Source organism: Porphyromonas sp. COT-108 OH2963, from assembly GCF_000768895.1.
GTDB lineage: Bacteria > Bacteroidota > Bacteroidia > Bacteroidales > Porphyromonadaceae > Porphyromonas_A > Porphyromonas_A canoris.
This window is the reverse complement of the sequence record NZ_JRAP01000002.1, coordinates 244,832-260,721: the sequence shown is the minus strand read 5'-3', so window position 1 is coordinate 260,721 and position 15,890 is coordinate 244,832. Positions and strand designations below refer to the sequence as shown.

Sequence of the window (15,890 nt, the reverse complement as noted above, 5' to 3'; positions counted from 1 at the left end):
CCTCCTTTCTTTTTAGTGCAAATGACCGGCATGAGGGTCTATTGATCCGGATGCTTGTGCCAGCTTTACCAAAACAGCTCCACGTGCCACCACTCTATCTCCTTCGGAGAGACCTCGAACGATCTCCGTTCTCAAACCGTCTTTCCTTCCTGTCTCCACCTCTCTTTTTTCAAACAGAACCGGAGTAAGTTGCAGATAAACAAAGAAGTTTCCCATCTCTTCTATGAGAGACTCATTGGGGATGGTGAGAACTTCTTCCTGACCTCTTGTACGGATGTACATCTCTATGAAAGAACCGGGAAGCAGATCGGCAATATTCTTTACACGGAACAATGTTGATACCACAGGGGTTTCCGTATTAACAAAACGGCTGTATGAGACCAAGCTACCATCCAATTCCTCAAGTGTGTATATCTTTTCATCGTTCATCTTTTTGAAATGAGCTGCGGAGATATCTCCGAGATAAGGATAATATTTGGAAGGTATCTCCGCCCGAATAAACAGATTTTTATTCTGCGAGATAGTCATGATGGCACGCCCCTCTTCCACATACTCTCCACCGGCAACCATGAGTTGCTTTACGTATCCGGATATTAAAGCAGTTACGGCTCTGCGATTACCGGAACAGTTTTTCTTTAAGTTATCAAAGATACTTTCTGCTGTCTCGTACTCCGATTTGGCTTGAAGAAGTTCGCTTTCCGTAACTATATTATCTTCGACAAGAGAGAGTTTGCGCTCATACTCTCTTTTTGCCAGCGCATATTGGCTCTCAGCTTCTCGGTAACGTACGGCAAGGTTATTATCTACCAATTCTCCCCCTTCTACGTAAAGCAGTGTCTGTCCGGAAGAGACAGATTTCCCCTCCACCATATCCCCGAATGGAATGGAAACGATACCGCTGTTCTTTGCCACGATAACACGCTCTTCGCCTTGTGCCGGTTCTATTTGAGCCATGGTCTTTATCACCTGTCCAAACTGCTCTTTCTTGCACACTTCTGTCGAAAAGCCTATTTTCCAACTCATCTCTTTAGTAAAAGCCACGCCGTTGGAACTGGTTATGACAAGATCTGCAGCTGCATGTTGTGCTTTATGAAGATTGTTAAATACGACTATTTCCGGTGTTCGGGTTGGCTGCTGTTCTCCTTTACCGTCAATCATTTCTATTAACAAAGCTCCTTTTCCTGCTGTTGATGGGGCAAGCTTCAGCTTGAATATCCCCGGACTTTGAGGAGCTTCGACTTCCTGTTTTACGGTCTCCATCGCCTCACCAATAAGGCTAACGGTTATCTTTCCCGACTCTAATGGCTTAAAGTCTGAAAGTTGAGTAACATAAATGGTTATATTGGAGGCTTTTCCTTTAGCAAATGGTGTGGCTTCGATAAAATACTCGTAATGGTCGTTATATGCCGTAAGCTGAAGCACTTCATCGTGCGTATGTTCCTCTTTCTCGGCATCTTTTTTTGCTCCACATCCTGAAAAGATTATAGTAAGGAGCAGAGATAATATTATGGTATATCGTCTCATTTTATAGAATCTGTTTATAGGTTTTACAGGACTTCCTCTGCCGACAACATGAGAATATATCGGACAGAAGTATATAACGTAACCCTCTTTCTCGCCATACGGATGGCAGAAAGAAAGATAAAGTCTCAGAAAATATCCGGACTCGACAGATCTATAAAACGGGAGGGGCGCGTAAACCGGAGACAGGCAGTACAGCTTCTGAGAGCTTGTACTTTACGTAAGGATTAAATAGTAATGTTCGGACAGGAAAAGCTGCTGCACCATCTATCTCTATGCCATTCAAAAGAAACGCTACCCCGAAACTTAGGTCTAAAATAACCGGTTCCGGAATCTGATCGGCATCATTGACGCTTCTGGATGAAGCCACATAAGCATCTTTCACCAAACACTCTTCCGCTCTCCCATCGCTGTGAGAACAATCGTCTCCGTGTGTATGTGTACGCTTCTGTTCGCCTACAATAGATGTTACAGATACGAAGTGCTCATTCAAGTGAAGATGAGGAGCCAAAGAGTGCACCAGCACGAAAATACCGGTAATCAAAGTCACTAATATGATGCGTCTGTCTATCATAAAGATGAAATCTGCACAACGTATAGGGCAAAAGTAACAATTTATATCCAAATAAAGCAACAATTTTATCCGGCTCCTTCTATTTATTCAAAACAACACCATTTTCTAAAATCATTCCTGCTTTTGAAGCAAAAGTCAAAGATGTTTTTATATAAAAGTACCGCACCTCTTTCCCTTATTTTCTTTCTCTTTTCTTGCTTTTGCAGCTTACTCGGAAAAACAGATTTCTCATAAAACACTTATAATAAACATCTTATCAAAATCTCAAATTTTTGATCAACTCTCCTCTCGGTCGTTTTCATAGGCTGTTTTTTCGTTAATATAGTTGAAATTTATACCATTTTAGTGTGAATAAATCCTAACTAAGAATATACATAAAAAATGGTCATCCAATCAAGAAAATATCATAAACATCTAATTATCAATACATTAAACCAAAAATCTAAACGTATTAAGTGAATTCGATAAACGTATTAAATGAAATCAATAAACGTGTTTACTGAAAAATTAAACACGTTTAGCCGATCGACTATCCCTATTCACACTTTTCACTTACCAGAATTGCCTAATTTGTGTGAAGAATCAAGCCAATTTTAACAATTCGATTGGGCGTTAAAAACAAGAGGAAAGATCAATATAGAGAGCGGTATTAAGGGAGAAATCTTCGGGATGGAATATATAAAAATATGTCATCTGTAATTGAATAAAAAAGCCAAGTGGGCAGCCCCCCCTGTCTCTTTTTAGAAAAAGCGTGTATCTGCTCCGATTTACAGAGCCTTTCTGTCGGATGAATAAAGAAGAATAAGACTGATATTCAGGAACTAAAACTCCCACTGCAGCTTCATCTTGAACCCGAATTCATTATAATCTTTGAGGCGAGAAGGGGTTATTCTGTAATAGAAATCCACACGCAAGATACGTAAAATATTCTCCAATCCCACCCCACACTCTGCATACCATTTATGAGACATGGGTGTGGTTTCGGGTGGAGTGATAAAAATTTCATCCGAATACTTGGGATGGTTGCGTCTACTTGTATTGCCGTACATACCGTTGAATATCAACACTTCCCTAAGTTTAAGCTCTTTGATGAGTGGGATCTTGTTGAGAAGAAGTCCTTTCATGTGATAACTCATAAAAAGAGAAGCGTACTCATCGGCAACATACTCCAATGGGCGCATAAGCTGGAACGCATGAGAGTAAAACTCGAATGAGGAGTTGGCAGGCGGTGAAAAGAGCATCGGGAATGGCACATGGTTCCAAATAATACCGGCACCTATCTTATAGTCTATATTCCCAAGGCGACCAATCCATAGATTTTGTTGCAAAGCAATCTCGGATCTATTGTAATAATACTCTCCGCCCATACGTGGAATGGCTGTCTCATGGCTGAATAGTATCTCCGGAATATCCATGGAAATTCTCACCTTTTCCGGATTTCTGGAAGCTCCCTCATACACCTTGCTACCCGGTGCATACTTTAGATGAATACCCAGTTTGACATCCTGAATGTGAGGTACTATCTCCAATGTGGAGTCCGGTAATATTTTCAGATAACGATATGTACCGGTGGGAGTATCTTTTACTTTCGTCCACTCCGCTCGGAGAGAGAGTCCGGAAAACCAGTCTTTCCTGTAACTCACTTTGGCCGCATTGCGGTAAGATCTGTTTGTGAGATAGGCAGAGCCCAAGCTGTTTAGCAGATTATCTTTGCTGGAACTGGAGTATATCTGTCCCGGAGTATGCAGATCCCGTTCGCTCGTAATGGTAATATCGTGCTTGGGGAACTCGTTCAGATTGTACTTTTTATCCGTAAAAGAGTATGAGGAAGATATGGAATACTTCCACTGCTTGTCCTTGAAGCCATAAGCTGCAAAGCCGTCAAGGAAAAAGTTTGAAAACAGATAGCCGGTTGTCTGTCCCCCTATCCTGAGTCTCAATCCCTCTATCGCATTGGTAGACACAAAGCTCGAAATGGGACCGAAATTGAATTTACTTCCGCCAAAGAGCATATCTTTTCGATAGCGTGTTCTCAGATAGTCGGAAGCAAAAGTATCTATCGTGCCGAAGACGAAGCGATAAAACGAAATCTCTTTCATCTCATCCAAAAACGATTTAAGCCCCTCGTTCGTGGACAGAAGCCTGCGATCCACAACATAAGTACTATCTAAAGCCACTGCGGCATCAGTATTTGAAAGATCTATATATCGAGATGGAGTATTCAGGACGATAGAGTCCGGAGGATTCCATGCATGGTTATCGTACATTCTGTTATGAATGCTGTATACTTTCAATAGTCGGTGAAAAAGCGACATTTGAGAGTACATATTTTCCGTTTTGGGCACTATAAGTCCATTCTCAAGAGCCATGTAGTCTATCTCTATTCGGAGCTTTTCTACAAAATTGAGGTTGATATACTCCGGCACTTCCAGCTCGCACCTCTCTATGGTATAGTCTTTGGTCGTATTAACGATGACACTTCCCGTAAAATTGAATGCTTGTGGCGTGAAAGGATAGAAGCTCAATACCCGAAGGCTATCCCCTTGGTCATTGACCAGAGAGTCCGTTATATAATATTTGTATGCCTTGGTTCCTTGAGAGCCTATCGGGGAAACAAATCTGTTATTCAGCAGTTTTATGTAGCTGGCATGGATATCCATGTCTGGAAACATCTCGTCAAGGCTTTTGGTCATAGTACCATCATCTATGTCTTGATCCACTCCGAGCGTGTTTCTGTAGAGTACGACCTCGTTTTTCTTAGACTTTTTGATGTCTGTCCCTACTGCTGTAACAGATTCTCTGACAGATAGAGGCAAGATGTACGACCTGTCAAAAACAGATCTCTCCACATATTTCTGAAAGAATGGAAAGGCTTTGTTCATCAACTTATTGTTCAAGTTGAAATTGGAAAGGCACAGAGTAAGATTTTCATATCTTTTGGCAGAATAGATTTGAACATCATCCACCAACAGCAGTCTCTGTCTATGCTTGCTCTGAATGCTGTCCAAAAGAATCACTGCAGGATTATTCTTTGCCTGATACTTCCCTCTTTTTGCTACAACAATAACATCCGGCGTTTTCCATACACCTGCCTGCTTATGTATGATAGAAGTGCTATCTTGCATCGGGATATGCTCCACTCTATCCGGGATAAGCAGTATGCCTCCGGCAAGAGCCCTCACAGGCTTTAATCCCAAAAGCAAGAAGACCCCTAAAAGTAGTAAATATGTTATTCTGTTATAACTCATTCGATTACAAAAATAGGCTATTTCTTTTTATTCTTCAATAAGCAATAGTTTCTGCTTTTTGCATATATTTTTATCTATATTAGGCTTCTTGATCATAGAAATACCGTTTTAATGGACTATCTTTGTGAAGGAAGAAATAAAAGTCGACACAAAGAAGAAACACAATAAACACTTATACAACATTTATAATTATGGCATTTTTGACACAAGACAAACTCGTAATCGTTGGTGCTGCCGGTATGATCGGCTCAAATATGGCACAAACAGCAGCTATGATGAAGCTTACTCCGAACCTATGTTTGTTCGATCCATTTGCTCTTGGATTGGAGGGTGTAGCAGAAGAGTTAAGGCATTGTGGATTTGAAGGAATCAATATCACCTACACCACAGATATTAAGGAAGCATTTACCGGAGCCAAGTACATCGTTTCTTCAGGTGGAGCACCAAGAAAGGATGGCATGACAAGAGAAGATCTTTTGAAGGGTAATGCAGAGATCGCAGCTCAATTGGGTAAAGACATCAAGCAGTACTGTCCGGATGTTAACCATGTTGTCATCATCTTCAACCCTGCAGATATTACCGGTCTTGTTACTTTGGTTCACTCAGGACTCAAGCCAACTCAAGTAACTACCCTTGCAGGTCTTGACTCTACAAGACTTCAAAGCGAATTGGCTAAGCACTTCGGCATCATGCAAAGCGAGGTAACCAACCCACGTACCTATGGTGGACACGGAGAGCAAATGGCAGTATTTGCATCTACTGCAAAGGTTCAAGGCACTCCTCTCACCGATCTTATCGGCACAGATAAGCTTACAAATGAAGCTTGGGCTGCTCTAAGAGAACGTGTGGTAAAAGGTGGAGCCAATATCATTAAGCTTCGTGGACGCTCTTCTTTCCAAAGCCCTTCTTACGTTTCAATAGAGATGATTCGTGCGGCTATGGGCGGAGAAGCTTTCCGTTGGCCTTCCGGATGTTATGTTTCTACTCAAGGATTCGACCATATCATGATGGCTATGGAAACAGACATCACCAAAAATGGTGTGGTATATAAGGAAACAAAGGGTACTCCGGAAGAGATGGCTGAACTGCAAAGCAGCTACAAGCACTTGTGCGAATTGAGAGATCAAGTTATCGCTATGGGTATCCTCCCTACTCTTGATAAGTGGAACGAACTTAACCCCAATATCAAGTAATGGTGCTGTAAAGTATCTTTCATAAAGAAGAAAAGAGAAAATCCCTTAGAGTGCTTGCTCTAAGGGATTTCTTTTTTAGCCTGATCCGAATAGTTCTACTGCTTAATCAAAGGCGAGGAGTATGAAGCCGTTTGAACGGGCAGGATATCTATGGAGACCGGTAGCTTTCCTCTAAAAGGGGCAACGCCGGTTATGGCTTCAACCATCGCTTTGCAAGCCATGGAGGTATCTTCGTACCCGACACAGATAGCGGAAGCTTTTTCGGATAACAATGGCAAAGCATTAAGAAGATAAGGCGTTCCCATCACCACGATGAGCGGCTTCCCTTTGACTTGTAAAGATTCAAGAGCTTCTTTATTCTCAACCCTCTTACCGGACAGTACAAGCAGAAGAAGCTCCCTATCCGATGTCTCTTCCGATATTCTATGAACCTGCTTCATCGCATCCGTTTTAGATAAAAGAAACTTTTTCGATAACAGTTGGCGAGGGATGTGGCGGGCAAAATCATTCATCAAACTCTCGTTTCCATCCACCAGCAATACGATCTTTTTTCCATCGTTCGGCTTCAAAGGCAGAGTGTTATTGTTTTTCACCAAAGTCATGCCAAGAGCGTGCATTTTCTCAGATAGCTGCACTGCTTTTTTTGCATGAAGACGTTGAAGAAGTCTGTCCGAAGAGAGAGCTGTTCTATCCATACATCCCAAAGCGATTTTGAATGCCAATACTCGCCGACACCTCTCTTCCACTTCAGAACTCGGCAGTTCCCCTCTTTTTACGGCATCCGCTATGGTCATAATATCTTCCAACGGAGTATTGCTGCCCAATAACAGATCTGCTCCGGCTCTGAACGCTTCAAGTGCCACATTGATCTTTTTATTCTCCTTTGCGCCCTCCATTTCGAGAGCATCCGTAAAGAGAAGTCCATCGAACAAGAGTCCGTCTCTAAGCAGAATGGTAGATATATCTCTGTTTAAGCTTGCAGGAAACGATGTCGAAGATAGAGACGGCACCAGAAGATGCCCGACCATCATACTACCCATTCCGGCACGAGCATACTCTCTAAAGGGAAGAAGAGCAGTCTCTTCCAAAGTCTGACGATCCGCCGCAACCGTTGCCAGAGCCTCATGAGAGTCTATATGTGTGTCTCCATGTCCGGGAAAATGTTTGGCACAAGAGAGGATACCATTTGCCTCCAACCCTTCCGAGTAGGCAATACCCAGGCGAGACACATTATGTGGAACTTCTCCGAAGCTCCGAATACCGATGACAGGATTTGCCGGATTGGTATTTACATCCAACACAGGAGCAAACATCACATGAATGCCCATCTGTTTGGCTTCTTCTGCAACCACTTCTCCATACTCCTTCATAAGCGACGCATCATCTATTGCACCCAGCAACATACTTTTGGGGTATCGTGTTGTACCTTTAAGCCTCATAGCCAATCCCCATTCACCATCAAAAGCCACCATCATGGGTGTTTTGGCTCTTGCTCTCATTCTATTGGTCATGAAGAGCTGATCATACGCACTTCCCCCTCTGAAGAGCACACCTCCCATCTTGCCGTCAATAAGAAAATCCCATTTTTTCATGGCATTTGCGTCCGTAGAAGGGACGACCATCGGCATCATACATTGTGCTACCTTCTCTTCCAAACTCATCCGTTCCATTATGGAGTCGGCTTGGCTGTAGTATGCTTCGGCATTCTTCCCGAACAGTTTTAAGGGATGTTTGGCAGATTGAGCAGCAATCGAGAAAGAGCAAAGCAATAGAGCAAGGGCGGTAAAAACGAGATAAGATACTCGAATGTTTGGGTTGGTATTCATGATAAATGCTTATTTGTTCTATTATACAAATGTAAGAAGAACAGCCGTATTTCTACTCTTTAAGGCTTCCACTCTCTTGGTCGGAGTGGTGATCCTCTTTCATTTCTTTGCCGAACGTGTTCAAATAAAGAGATTAACGGGAATAAAAGTTGCGATGAACCTTAAATCTTCTGCAAATCGTGCTTTGATTTGTGGTATTCAAGGTTTGATGGCTACAAATCAAACCTTGTTTCTTGCGTTCCAAGGCATGATTTCAACTTCTTATCATATTTAAGCATAAATATATACCTGATCAATCTATTTTTTCAACAGCTATAAAGAGAAAAAACAGAGAATAAAGGCTTGAACAGAGCATGGAAAGAGGGCTGAAAGAAAGAGCCAAAAGAAAGATTTGGTTAGGTGGGAGAATTTCCCTTTTTTTGTACCGAAATATGAGTACCCAAGTAGAAAAAGTGCTATGAAGGGTAGCGAATAATTGAATATAAAACAATGTATATCACAGTATTAAAGTCCAAGATTCACAGAGTACACGTTACGGAAGCCAATCTGGACTACGTAGGCAGTGTTACCATAGACGAAGATCTTCTGGACGCTTCGGGTATTTTGGTGGGAGAAAAAGTGCAAATCGTAAATAACAACAACGGAGAGCGGATCGAAACCTACACCATACCCGGCGAGAGAGGCAGCGGTATTGTTTGCCTTAATGGTGCTGCCGCCAGAAAGTTTATGGTTGGAGACGTCGTCATCATCGTGGCTTATGCGATGGTTACACCGGAAGAAGCCAAGACGCTGAAGCCGACAATCATATTCCCCGATACTGCTACAAATAAGTTGGCTCGGTAATCCCGAAGTCTATACATGAATAACAGATAAAAGATATGAACAGTATGTACAATCCACAGGAGTTCTTGAAATATGCTACCAAGCATGTCGGGCTGTCATCCCTCGGAGTGGAACAATATATAGGGCACTTGAATACCAGAGCCGAAGGCGGATATATCAATCCTTCAATCATTGAAGAACGCCAGCTGAATGTTGCCCAAATGGATGTCTTCTCGCGCTTGATGATGGACAGAATCATCTTTCTCGGCAGCGGTATCAACGACTATGTTGCCAACGTAATACAAGCACAGCTTCTGTTCTTGGAGACCAGTGAACCGGGAAAGGATATATCTATATATATAAACTCACCCGGAGGCAGCGTCTATGCCGGATATGGCATTTACGATACCATGCAGTATATCTCTTGCGATGTTAATACCATCTGCACCGGTATGGCGGCTTCCATGGCTGCAATAATATTGGTTGCCGGAGAGAAAGGCAAACGCATGGCACTTCCCCACTCCCGCGTCATGATCCATCAGCCTCTCGGCGGAATGCAGGGGCAGGCTTCGGACATGGAGATAGCTGCAAGAGAGATCCTCAAAGTGAAGAAGGAGCTTTATGCCATCATAGCAAAACATTCCGGGAAATCTATCGAAGAGGTAGAGCGAGACAGCGACAGAGATTATTGGATGGGGTCTCAAGAAGCATTGGAATACGGAATGATAGACAAGGTGCTTGTACGCAACGACAACAAGAATGCCTAATAACCCTGTACATGAGTAAGAAAAAGTCTGAAGATAAAGATAGACAGAAGCAGCACTGCTCTTTTTGCGGATTGGGAGTGGATCAGGTTGACATCTTGGTTCCGGGCCCTCAAGGAAATCTGTGTGACAGGTGTGCCTATGCCGTTCATGATGCTTTAGAAGAGGCACTAAACCCCAACTATAACAAAAAGAAAAAAGGGAAAAGCGTAGAACTTCCTCCTTTGGAGCTTCTTCCCAAACCGAAAGACATAGTAGCCTATCTGGACAAATATGTCGTAGGACAGGATGATGCCAAAGTAACACTTGCAGTGGCTGTTTACAACCACTACAAGAGATTGCAGTACAAACAGGCAAATATCGCCGGAGGTAAAGATTTGTCTTACCTTGCAGATAGTGAAGTGGAGCTGGAGAAGAGCAATATCATGATGGTTGGACCCACAGGAACGGGAAAGACTCTTCTGGCTCGCTCCATATCCAAACTCCTGCACGTTCCGTTCACGATAGTGGATGCCACAGTGTTTACCCAAGCCGGATATGTCGGAGAAGATGTGGAAAGCATTTTGTCTCGCCTGCTTCAAGCAGCAGACTATGACGTATCATCTGCTGAGAAAGGCATAGTCTTTATAGACGAGATAGATAAAATCGCAAGAAAAAGCGACAATCCATCCATCACAAGAGACGTGAGCGGTGAAGGCGTGCAACAGAGTCTGCTGAAACTTCTTGAAGGTACGGATGTCAATGTTCCCCCCGAAGGCGGACGCAAACATCCGGAGCAGAAGATGGTTAAGATCAATACAAGCAACATCCTCTTTATCTGCGGAGGGGCATTTGATGGTATAGAGAAGCGTATCGCCAAACGTCTAAATACCAAAGTGGTGGGATATGGCGTGGAGAACAAGCATAAAAAACTTGGGGAGCTGGATCTTTTGAAGTATCTCTTGCCTGCAGATCTTAAGTCTTTTGGTCTTATTCCTGAGATAGTGGGACGTGTTCCCGTCCTCACCCATCTGCTGCCTTTGGATAGGAATGCCCTGAGAATGATCTTGACAGAACCGAAAAATGCCATCTCAAAACAGTACAAGCTGCTGATGAAGATGGATGGTATAGACTTGGATATATCCGAAGAGGTTTATGATTTTATCGTAGATGTCGCTTTGGAATACAAGCTTGGAGCTCGCGGCCTTCGAGGTGTTTTTGAAAGATTGATGAGAGAAGCAATGTTCAATATGCCTTCAAGTCAGGAGAAAAGACTGCACATAGACTTGGAGTACGCAAAGGGACATATCGATCTGACAGATTTCAAAGAGGGGTATTTGTAGAGAAAGCCGATATTTTCAAAGAAATATCATGAGAAGTGGTTGGTATATTCGTTTTATTGCTATATTTAACTTCAAATAGGGAAGGATTCTTAACACTTTCCTTAAAGTGAGAACCACTCGAAGAATAAAGCAATATTTTTAAGACTATAGATACCAATACTACTTATTATCTGTAATAATGGCTAACTCTTTACGACTGACAGAGCATCTGAAAAAGCACTTTGGCTTTGACTCTTTTAAGGCAACACAAAAGGAGATTATTCAAAGTATCATAGAGGGTAACGATACTTTTGTGTTGATGCCTACGGGAGGAGGAAAGAGCCTTTGCTACCAACTCCCGGCTCTTATGTTGGAAGGGACAGCCATTGTAATATCTCCGCTGATAGCATTGATGAAAAATCAGGTTGATGCCATCCGTTCATACACGGAAAAAGAATCAACGGCACACTATATCAATTCATCTTTGAATAAGGCGGCATTAGAGCAGGTAAAAGCGGACGTTATCTCGGGGCAAACAAAGCTCTTATATGTAGCTCCTGAAAGTCTTACAAAACAAGACAATATAGAACTGCTTAGACAGATAAACATATCTTTCTATGCAGTGGATGAAGCTCACTGTATCTCTGAATGGGGACATGACTTTCGTCCGGAATATCGCCGGATAAGGACATTGATGGATGAGATAGGTACTAAACCTATAATCGCTCTGACAGCAACCGCAACGCCTAAGGTGCAAAGCGACATCCAGAAAAACCTCGGCATGGTAAATGCCAAAGTCTATAAAAGCTCCTTCAACAGAGAGAATCTCTACTACGAAGTTCGACACAAGAATAGCGAATTTGAAAAAGATATGATTCGCTTCATAAAGCAACATACAGGCAAGACAGGCATAATCTACTGTATGAGCCGGACGAAAGTAGATGAGATAACAGAGCTTCTGAAGACAAACAACATAAAAGCGATGGCTTATCATGCCGGCATGGATTCCATACAGAGAAGCACAAATCAGGATGCTTTTCTGAATGAGGATGCGGATGTGATAGTAGCGACCATTGCTTTTGGTATGGGGATAGACAAGCCGGATGTACGCTTTGTCATACATCACGATATGCCTAAAAGCCTCGAGGGATATTATCAAGAGACCGGAAGAGCCGGAAGAGACGGAGGAGAAGGACTGTGTATTGCCTACTATGATGAAAAGGATATGGAAAAGCTGGAAAAGTTTCTTATATCCAAAAATAAAAGTGTAAATGAAAGGGAAATCATCAAACAGTTACTGTCTGATGTTTCTGAATTTTCTCGAACCTCTATATGCAGACGCAAATTCCTGCTGCATTACTTTGGAGAGGTTTACGAACAAGCTAATTGTTGTAACTGTGACAACTGTAAAAGAATAACAAAGCAAGTGGAAGCAAAAGATTTATTACTTAACGTATTGGACGCAATTGCGGCACTAAAGGAGAAGTTCCCTGCCGAATATGTAATCACGATACTTTCCGGAGAGGAAACTGCTGATGTAACAACCTATAAACATGCCGACCTTGAGGAATTTGGTTCCGTAGTAGAAGAGGATAAAGAAAAGCTGGAAACCGTAATAAGACAGGCTCTCATAGATGGATATATCTCAAAAGATATAGAAAACTTAGGAGTACTTAAACTGACAACAAAGGGAAAGTCTTTTCGTAAGAAGCCCACTTCTTTTACGATTCAGATGGAAGATGCTTCCGAAGAAAGCAGCGAAGATGTAGAGCTTAAAGGGTCCGGTGGCGGAGCGTCCGACCCCATTTTATTCTCAATGCTGAAAGATCTACGGAAAAAGATTGCCAAAAAGTTGGATTTGCCTCCTTACGTCATATTCCAAGAGCAAAGTCTGAACGATATGGCGATGTTTTATCCGGTAACCATAAGTGAACTATCCAATATTTCGGGAGTAGGACAAAACAAAGCTCAACGCTATGGAGCTGAGTTTGTGGAACTGATAAGCTCTTATGTTAAAGAGAATGAGATCGAGAGACCGGAAGATATCAGAATCAGGATAGTTCCCAATAAGTCCAAACTTAAAGTTTCCATTGTTCAGCTCATAGACAGAAAGGTGTCTCTTGAGGATATTGCCAATAACTTCAATCTGGAATTTGATGAACTTCTTGATGAAATAGAGGGGATCGTGTATAGTGGAACGAAAATAAATATAGACTATATCATAAAAGATCTTTTGGATGAAGAGCAGACAGAAGAAATCTTTGAATATTTCAAGAACTCCACTACCGACGACTTAAAAACCGCAATAGAAGCACTCGGTCCCGATATTGAAGAAGAAGAGGTAAGGCTGGTAAGAATTTATTTCTTGTCCGATGTGGCTAATTAAACAACATCCCCGGTAAGTTTCTATGAAGGCATCTCTTTTTCTTCTCTCCTGTTTTCTTCTTTTGGCACATATCAGTACATCTTGCATTGCCAAAGAAGAAGAGAACGATTCTCAGAAAATAGAAGATCTGAACTCTTCTATTTCCTGGAACAATATCAGAAGAGATACCCTCATAGCGATAAACAAAGACTCTTTATTGGCTTGGGGGATAGATGCGGCTGTTACAAAAGAACTTAAAGTCGCCACTCTTTATATAGAAATGTCTCTTATCTCCCCTAAAGTTTTATCTAAAAACTTGAGTGTTTTAGAGCAAAATATACATAGGATACTCTCTTTTGTCTCACCTAAACAGTATGCGATAACAAAGAGTAATACGGAAGAGTCGAGAGTTAATTCTTATTTCTCTACTTACATTGATAACTTCAAGGCCAACCTTAAATCTTACTACACTGCAATGCAGTTTGGCGATATTGAGGATGAAAAGCTCTCGTCGGCATCTACTTGGTTTATCTCTGTGAAAGATTCTTTGATATACAATAAACATAATGTTGCTTCCGTGGTACAGTTTGTTGAGAGCAGCTTGGGAGAGGATGATAAAACCATTCGTTCTGCTGCATATAACATAGACTTGGAAAAAGGTAGCAGAATATACTTGGACTCTATTATCAACCTTAACTCTGAAGAGTTAGTATCAAGTTTTGTGGTTAAAGCCCTAATGAGGGACTATTCTGCCGTAACGGAGGAAGATTTAAGTAACAAAGGCTTTTTTCATTACTCCGATATTCATGTCGGAGAAGATTTTTATTTTTCAGATACCGGCTTGACATTTATCTTCGATCCTTACGAAATCGCTCCTTCGTCTATGGGGCGAATAGAAGTGAACGTTCCGTATAGTGATCTAAAGCCCGTTTTCAAAGAACCTTTAATAATAGACTCTTCGTTGTAGAGAATATTATATACACTCGATCTTTATGAATGTAGAGCTTATATATAAATTTTTTCCCTCTCTTACAGATCGTCAGAAAGAGCAGTTCAGCTTGTTACCGAGTCTCTATCTGGACTGGAATAGCAAGATAAATGTTATATCCAGAAAGGATGTAGACAACCTTGTCTGCAATCATATTTTGCACTCTCTTGCCATAGCAAAGTTTGTCTCCTTTAAGCATGACACTACAATCCTTGATATTGGTACAGGGGGAGGTTTTCCCGGAATACCTCTTGCCATTATGTTCCCGGAAGCAAAATTTACCTTAATAGACAGTATAGGGAAAAAGCTGAAAGTGGTTGATGATGTCATATTAAAGACAAGACTTGAAAATGTGAGAACCATTCACACAAGAGCGGAAAACCTGAATGACAAATATCAATTTATCGTAAGTCGTGGAGCTCTATCTATGGATATTTTAAGAGGACTAGCTCAAAAACTAATAGATAGAAAAAATCAGAAAAATGGCATCCCCAATGGGATAATAGCTTTGAAAGGAGGGAGTTTGGAGGCTGAGCTACGAAATGTAAAAAATATAGCTATCCAAGAAAACATTTTGGAGTATTTTGATCTGCCATTCTTTGAATCGAAAAAAGTAGTTTTCTTGCCCTTATGATCTTACATATAAAGACATTTTCATTTAATCTGGCGGGAGAAAATAGCTATCTCCTGTACAATGAAAAAGGAGAAGCAGTTCTTATAGATTGCGGTGCTTCAAACCCTAAAGAGTGGAATACAATCCTATCTTTCTTATCTGAGAAGAATCTTACTCTAAACATATCTCTTGCTACTCATTTTCATTTTGACCATGTTTGGGGTGCCCCGTTCGTATGGGATTCTTTTGGCATTAAGACCTACGTATCTCAAGAAGAACGAGAAATATTACCCTCTTTGAAAGATCAGCTACGAGCCTTTGGTTTAACACTTGATTCTAAATTAGATGATACATGTTTTGAGGCCTTGGATCCTAATATGAAAACACTTATTGGAGAACCACTACAAGTACTATCGGTACCAGGACACTCTCCGGCACACGTAGCATTTTTCTTACCAACACAGCAATGTATGTTTTCAGGAGATGTTATATTTGCAGGGGGAATAGGGCGTACCGATCTGTGGGGAGGATCTTACGAAGTGTTAGAACAGTCCATATTCGATAAGATTTATACGTTGCCTTCTGAAACCACAATTTATTCCGGACATGGGCCGAGTACAACGGTCGGCATTGAACAGCAAACAAATCCTTTCTTTAGGTTATAGCATAATTATC

Annotated in this window: 12 protein-coding genes; 8 read left to right on the top strand and 4 right to left on the bottom strand. The window is 41.6% G+C overall.

The window, feature by feature from the left end:
• Positions 1-12: 12 nt before the first annotated feature.
• The 3 genes from HQ39_RS09105 to HQ39_RS01065 form a co-directional block, all read right to left on the bottom strand.
• The gene (locus HQ39_RS09105) at positions 13-1,524 is read right to left on the bottom strand and encodes an efflux RND transporter periplasmic adaptor subunit (RefSeq protein WP_052079302.1); all 1,512 of its coding nucleotides are present in this window, start codon (positions 1,522-1,524) and stop codon (positions 13-15) included.
• Between the two features lie 151 nt (positions 1,525-1,675).
• Positions 1,676-2,095, bottom strand: coding sequence for a hypothetical protein (locus HQ39_RS01070; protein ID WP_036792322.1), 420 nt, complete (start codon positions 2,093-2,095; stop codon positions 1,676-1,678).
• Positions 2,096-2,916: 821 nt separating this feature from the next.
• Positions 2,917-5,343 (bottom strand): DUF5686 family protein, encoded by a 2,427-nt coding sequence (locus HQ39_RS01065; RefSeq protein WP_036862827.1) that lies wholly within the window; start codon positions 5,341-5,343, stop codon positions 2,917-2,919.
• A 191-nt stretch (positions 5,344-5,534) separates the two neighbouring features.
• Here HQ39_RS01065 and HQ39_RS01060 point away from each other — a divergent pair, with 191 nt between their 5' ends.
• Positions 5,535-6,536 carry a malate dehydrogenase gene (locus HQ39_RS01060; RefSeq protein WP_036862824.1) on the top strand — a complete coding sequence of 334 codons (1,002 nt, stop codon included), beginning with the start codon at positions 5,535-5,537 and terminating at the stop codon, positions 6,534-6,536.
• A gap of 95 nt (positions 6,537-6,631) precedes the next feature.
• Here HQ39_RS01060 and HQ39_RS01055 read toward each other — a convergent pair whose 3' ends face one another.
• Positions 6,632-8,362: a glycoside hydrolase family 3 protein gene (locus HQ39_RS01055; RefSeq protein WP_052079301.1), complete on the bottom strand. Its 1,731-nt coding sequence runs from the start codon at positions 8,360-8,362 to the stop codon at positions 6,632-6,634.
• Positions 8,363-8,851: 489 nt separating this feature from the next.
• Here HQ39_RS01055 and panD point away from each other — a divergent pair, with 489 nt between their 5' ends.
• From panD to HQ39_RS01015, 7 genes are all read left to right on the top strand, one after another.
• Positions 8,852-9,205 carry an aspartate 1-decarboxylase gene (gene panD, locus HQ39_RS01045; RefSeq protein WP_036792314.1) on the top strand — a complete coding sequence of 118 codons (354 nt, stop codon included), beginning with the start codon at positions 8,852-8,854 and terminating at the stop codon, positions 9,203-9,205.
• A gap of 44 nt (positions 9,206-9,249) precedes the next feature.
• Positions 9,250-9,951 carry an ATP-dependent Clp endopeptidase proteolytic subunit ClpP gene (gene clpP, locus HQ39_RS01040; RefSeq protein ID WP_394358435.1) on the top strand — a complete coding sequence of 234 codons (702 nt, stop codon included), beginning with the start codon at positions 9,250-9,252 and terminating at the stop codon, positions 9,949-9,951.
• Positions 9,952-9,962: 11 nt separating this feature from the next.
• Complete coding sequence (gene clpX, locus HQ39_RS01035; protein WP_036862820.1) at positions 9,963-11,270, top strand: ATP-dependent Clp protease ATP-binding subunit ClpX; 1,308 nt, start codon at positions 9,963-9,965, stop codon at positions 11,268-11,270.
• Positions 11,271-11,448: 178 nt separating this feature from the next.
• Positions 11,449-13,635 (top strand): DNA helicase RecQ, encoded by a 2,187-nt coding sequence (gene recQ / locus HQ39_RS01030; protein WP_036848949.1) that lies wholly within the window; start codon positions 11,449-11,451, stop codon positions 13,633-13,635.
• Positions 13,636-13,657: 22 nt separating this feature from the next.
• Positions 13,658-14,581 carry an RsiV family protein gene (locus HQ39_RS01025; protein ID WP_036792290.1) on the top strand — a complete coding sequence of 308 codons (924 nt, stop codon included), beginning with the start codon at positions 13,658-13,660 and terminating at the stop codon, positions 14,579-14,581.
• Positions 14,582-14,606: 25 nt separating this feature from the next.
• On the top strand, positions 14,607-15,236 hold the full coding sequence (gene rsmG / locus HQ39_RS01020; RefSeq protein WP_036848948.1) for a 16S rRNA (guanine(527)-N(7))-methyltransferase RsmG: 630 nt from the start codon (positions 14,607-14,609) through the stop codon (positions 15,234-15,236).
• The gene (locus HQ39_RS01015; protein ID WP_052079299.1) at positions 15,233-15,880 is read left to right on the top strand and encodes an MBL fold metallo-hydrolase; all 648 of its coding nucleotides are present in this window, start codon (positions 15,233-15,235) and stop codon (positions 15,878-15,880) included. The genes rsmG and HQ39_RS01015 overlap by 4 nt, the downstream gene beginning before the upstream one ends.
• The last annotated feature ends 10 nt before the right edge of the window (positions 15,881-15,890 follow it).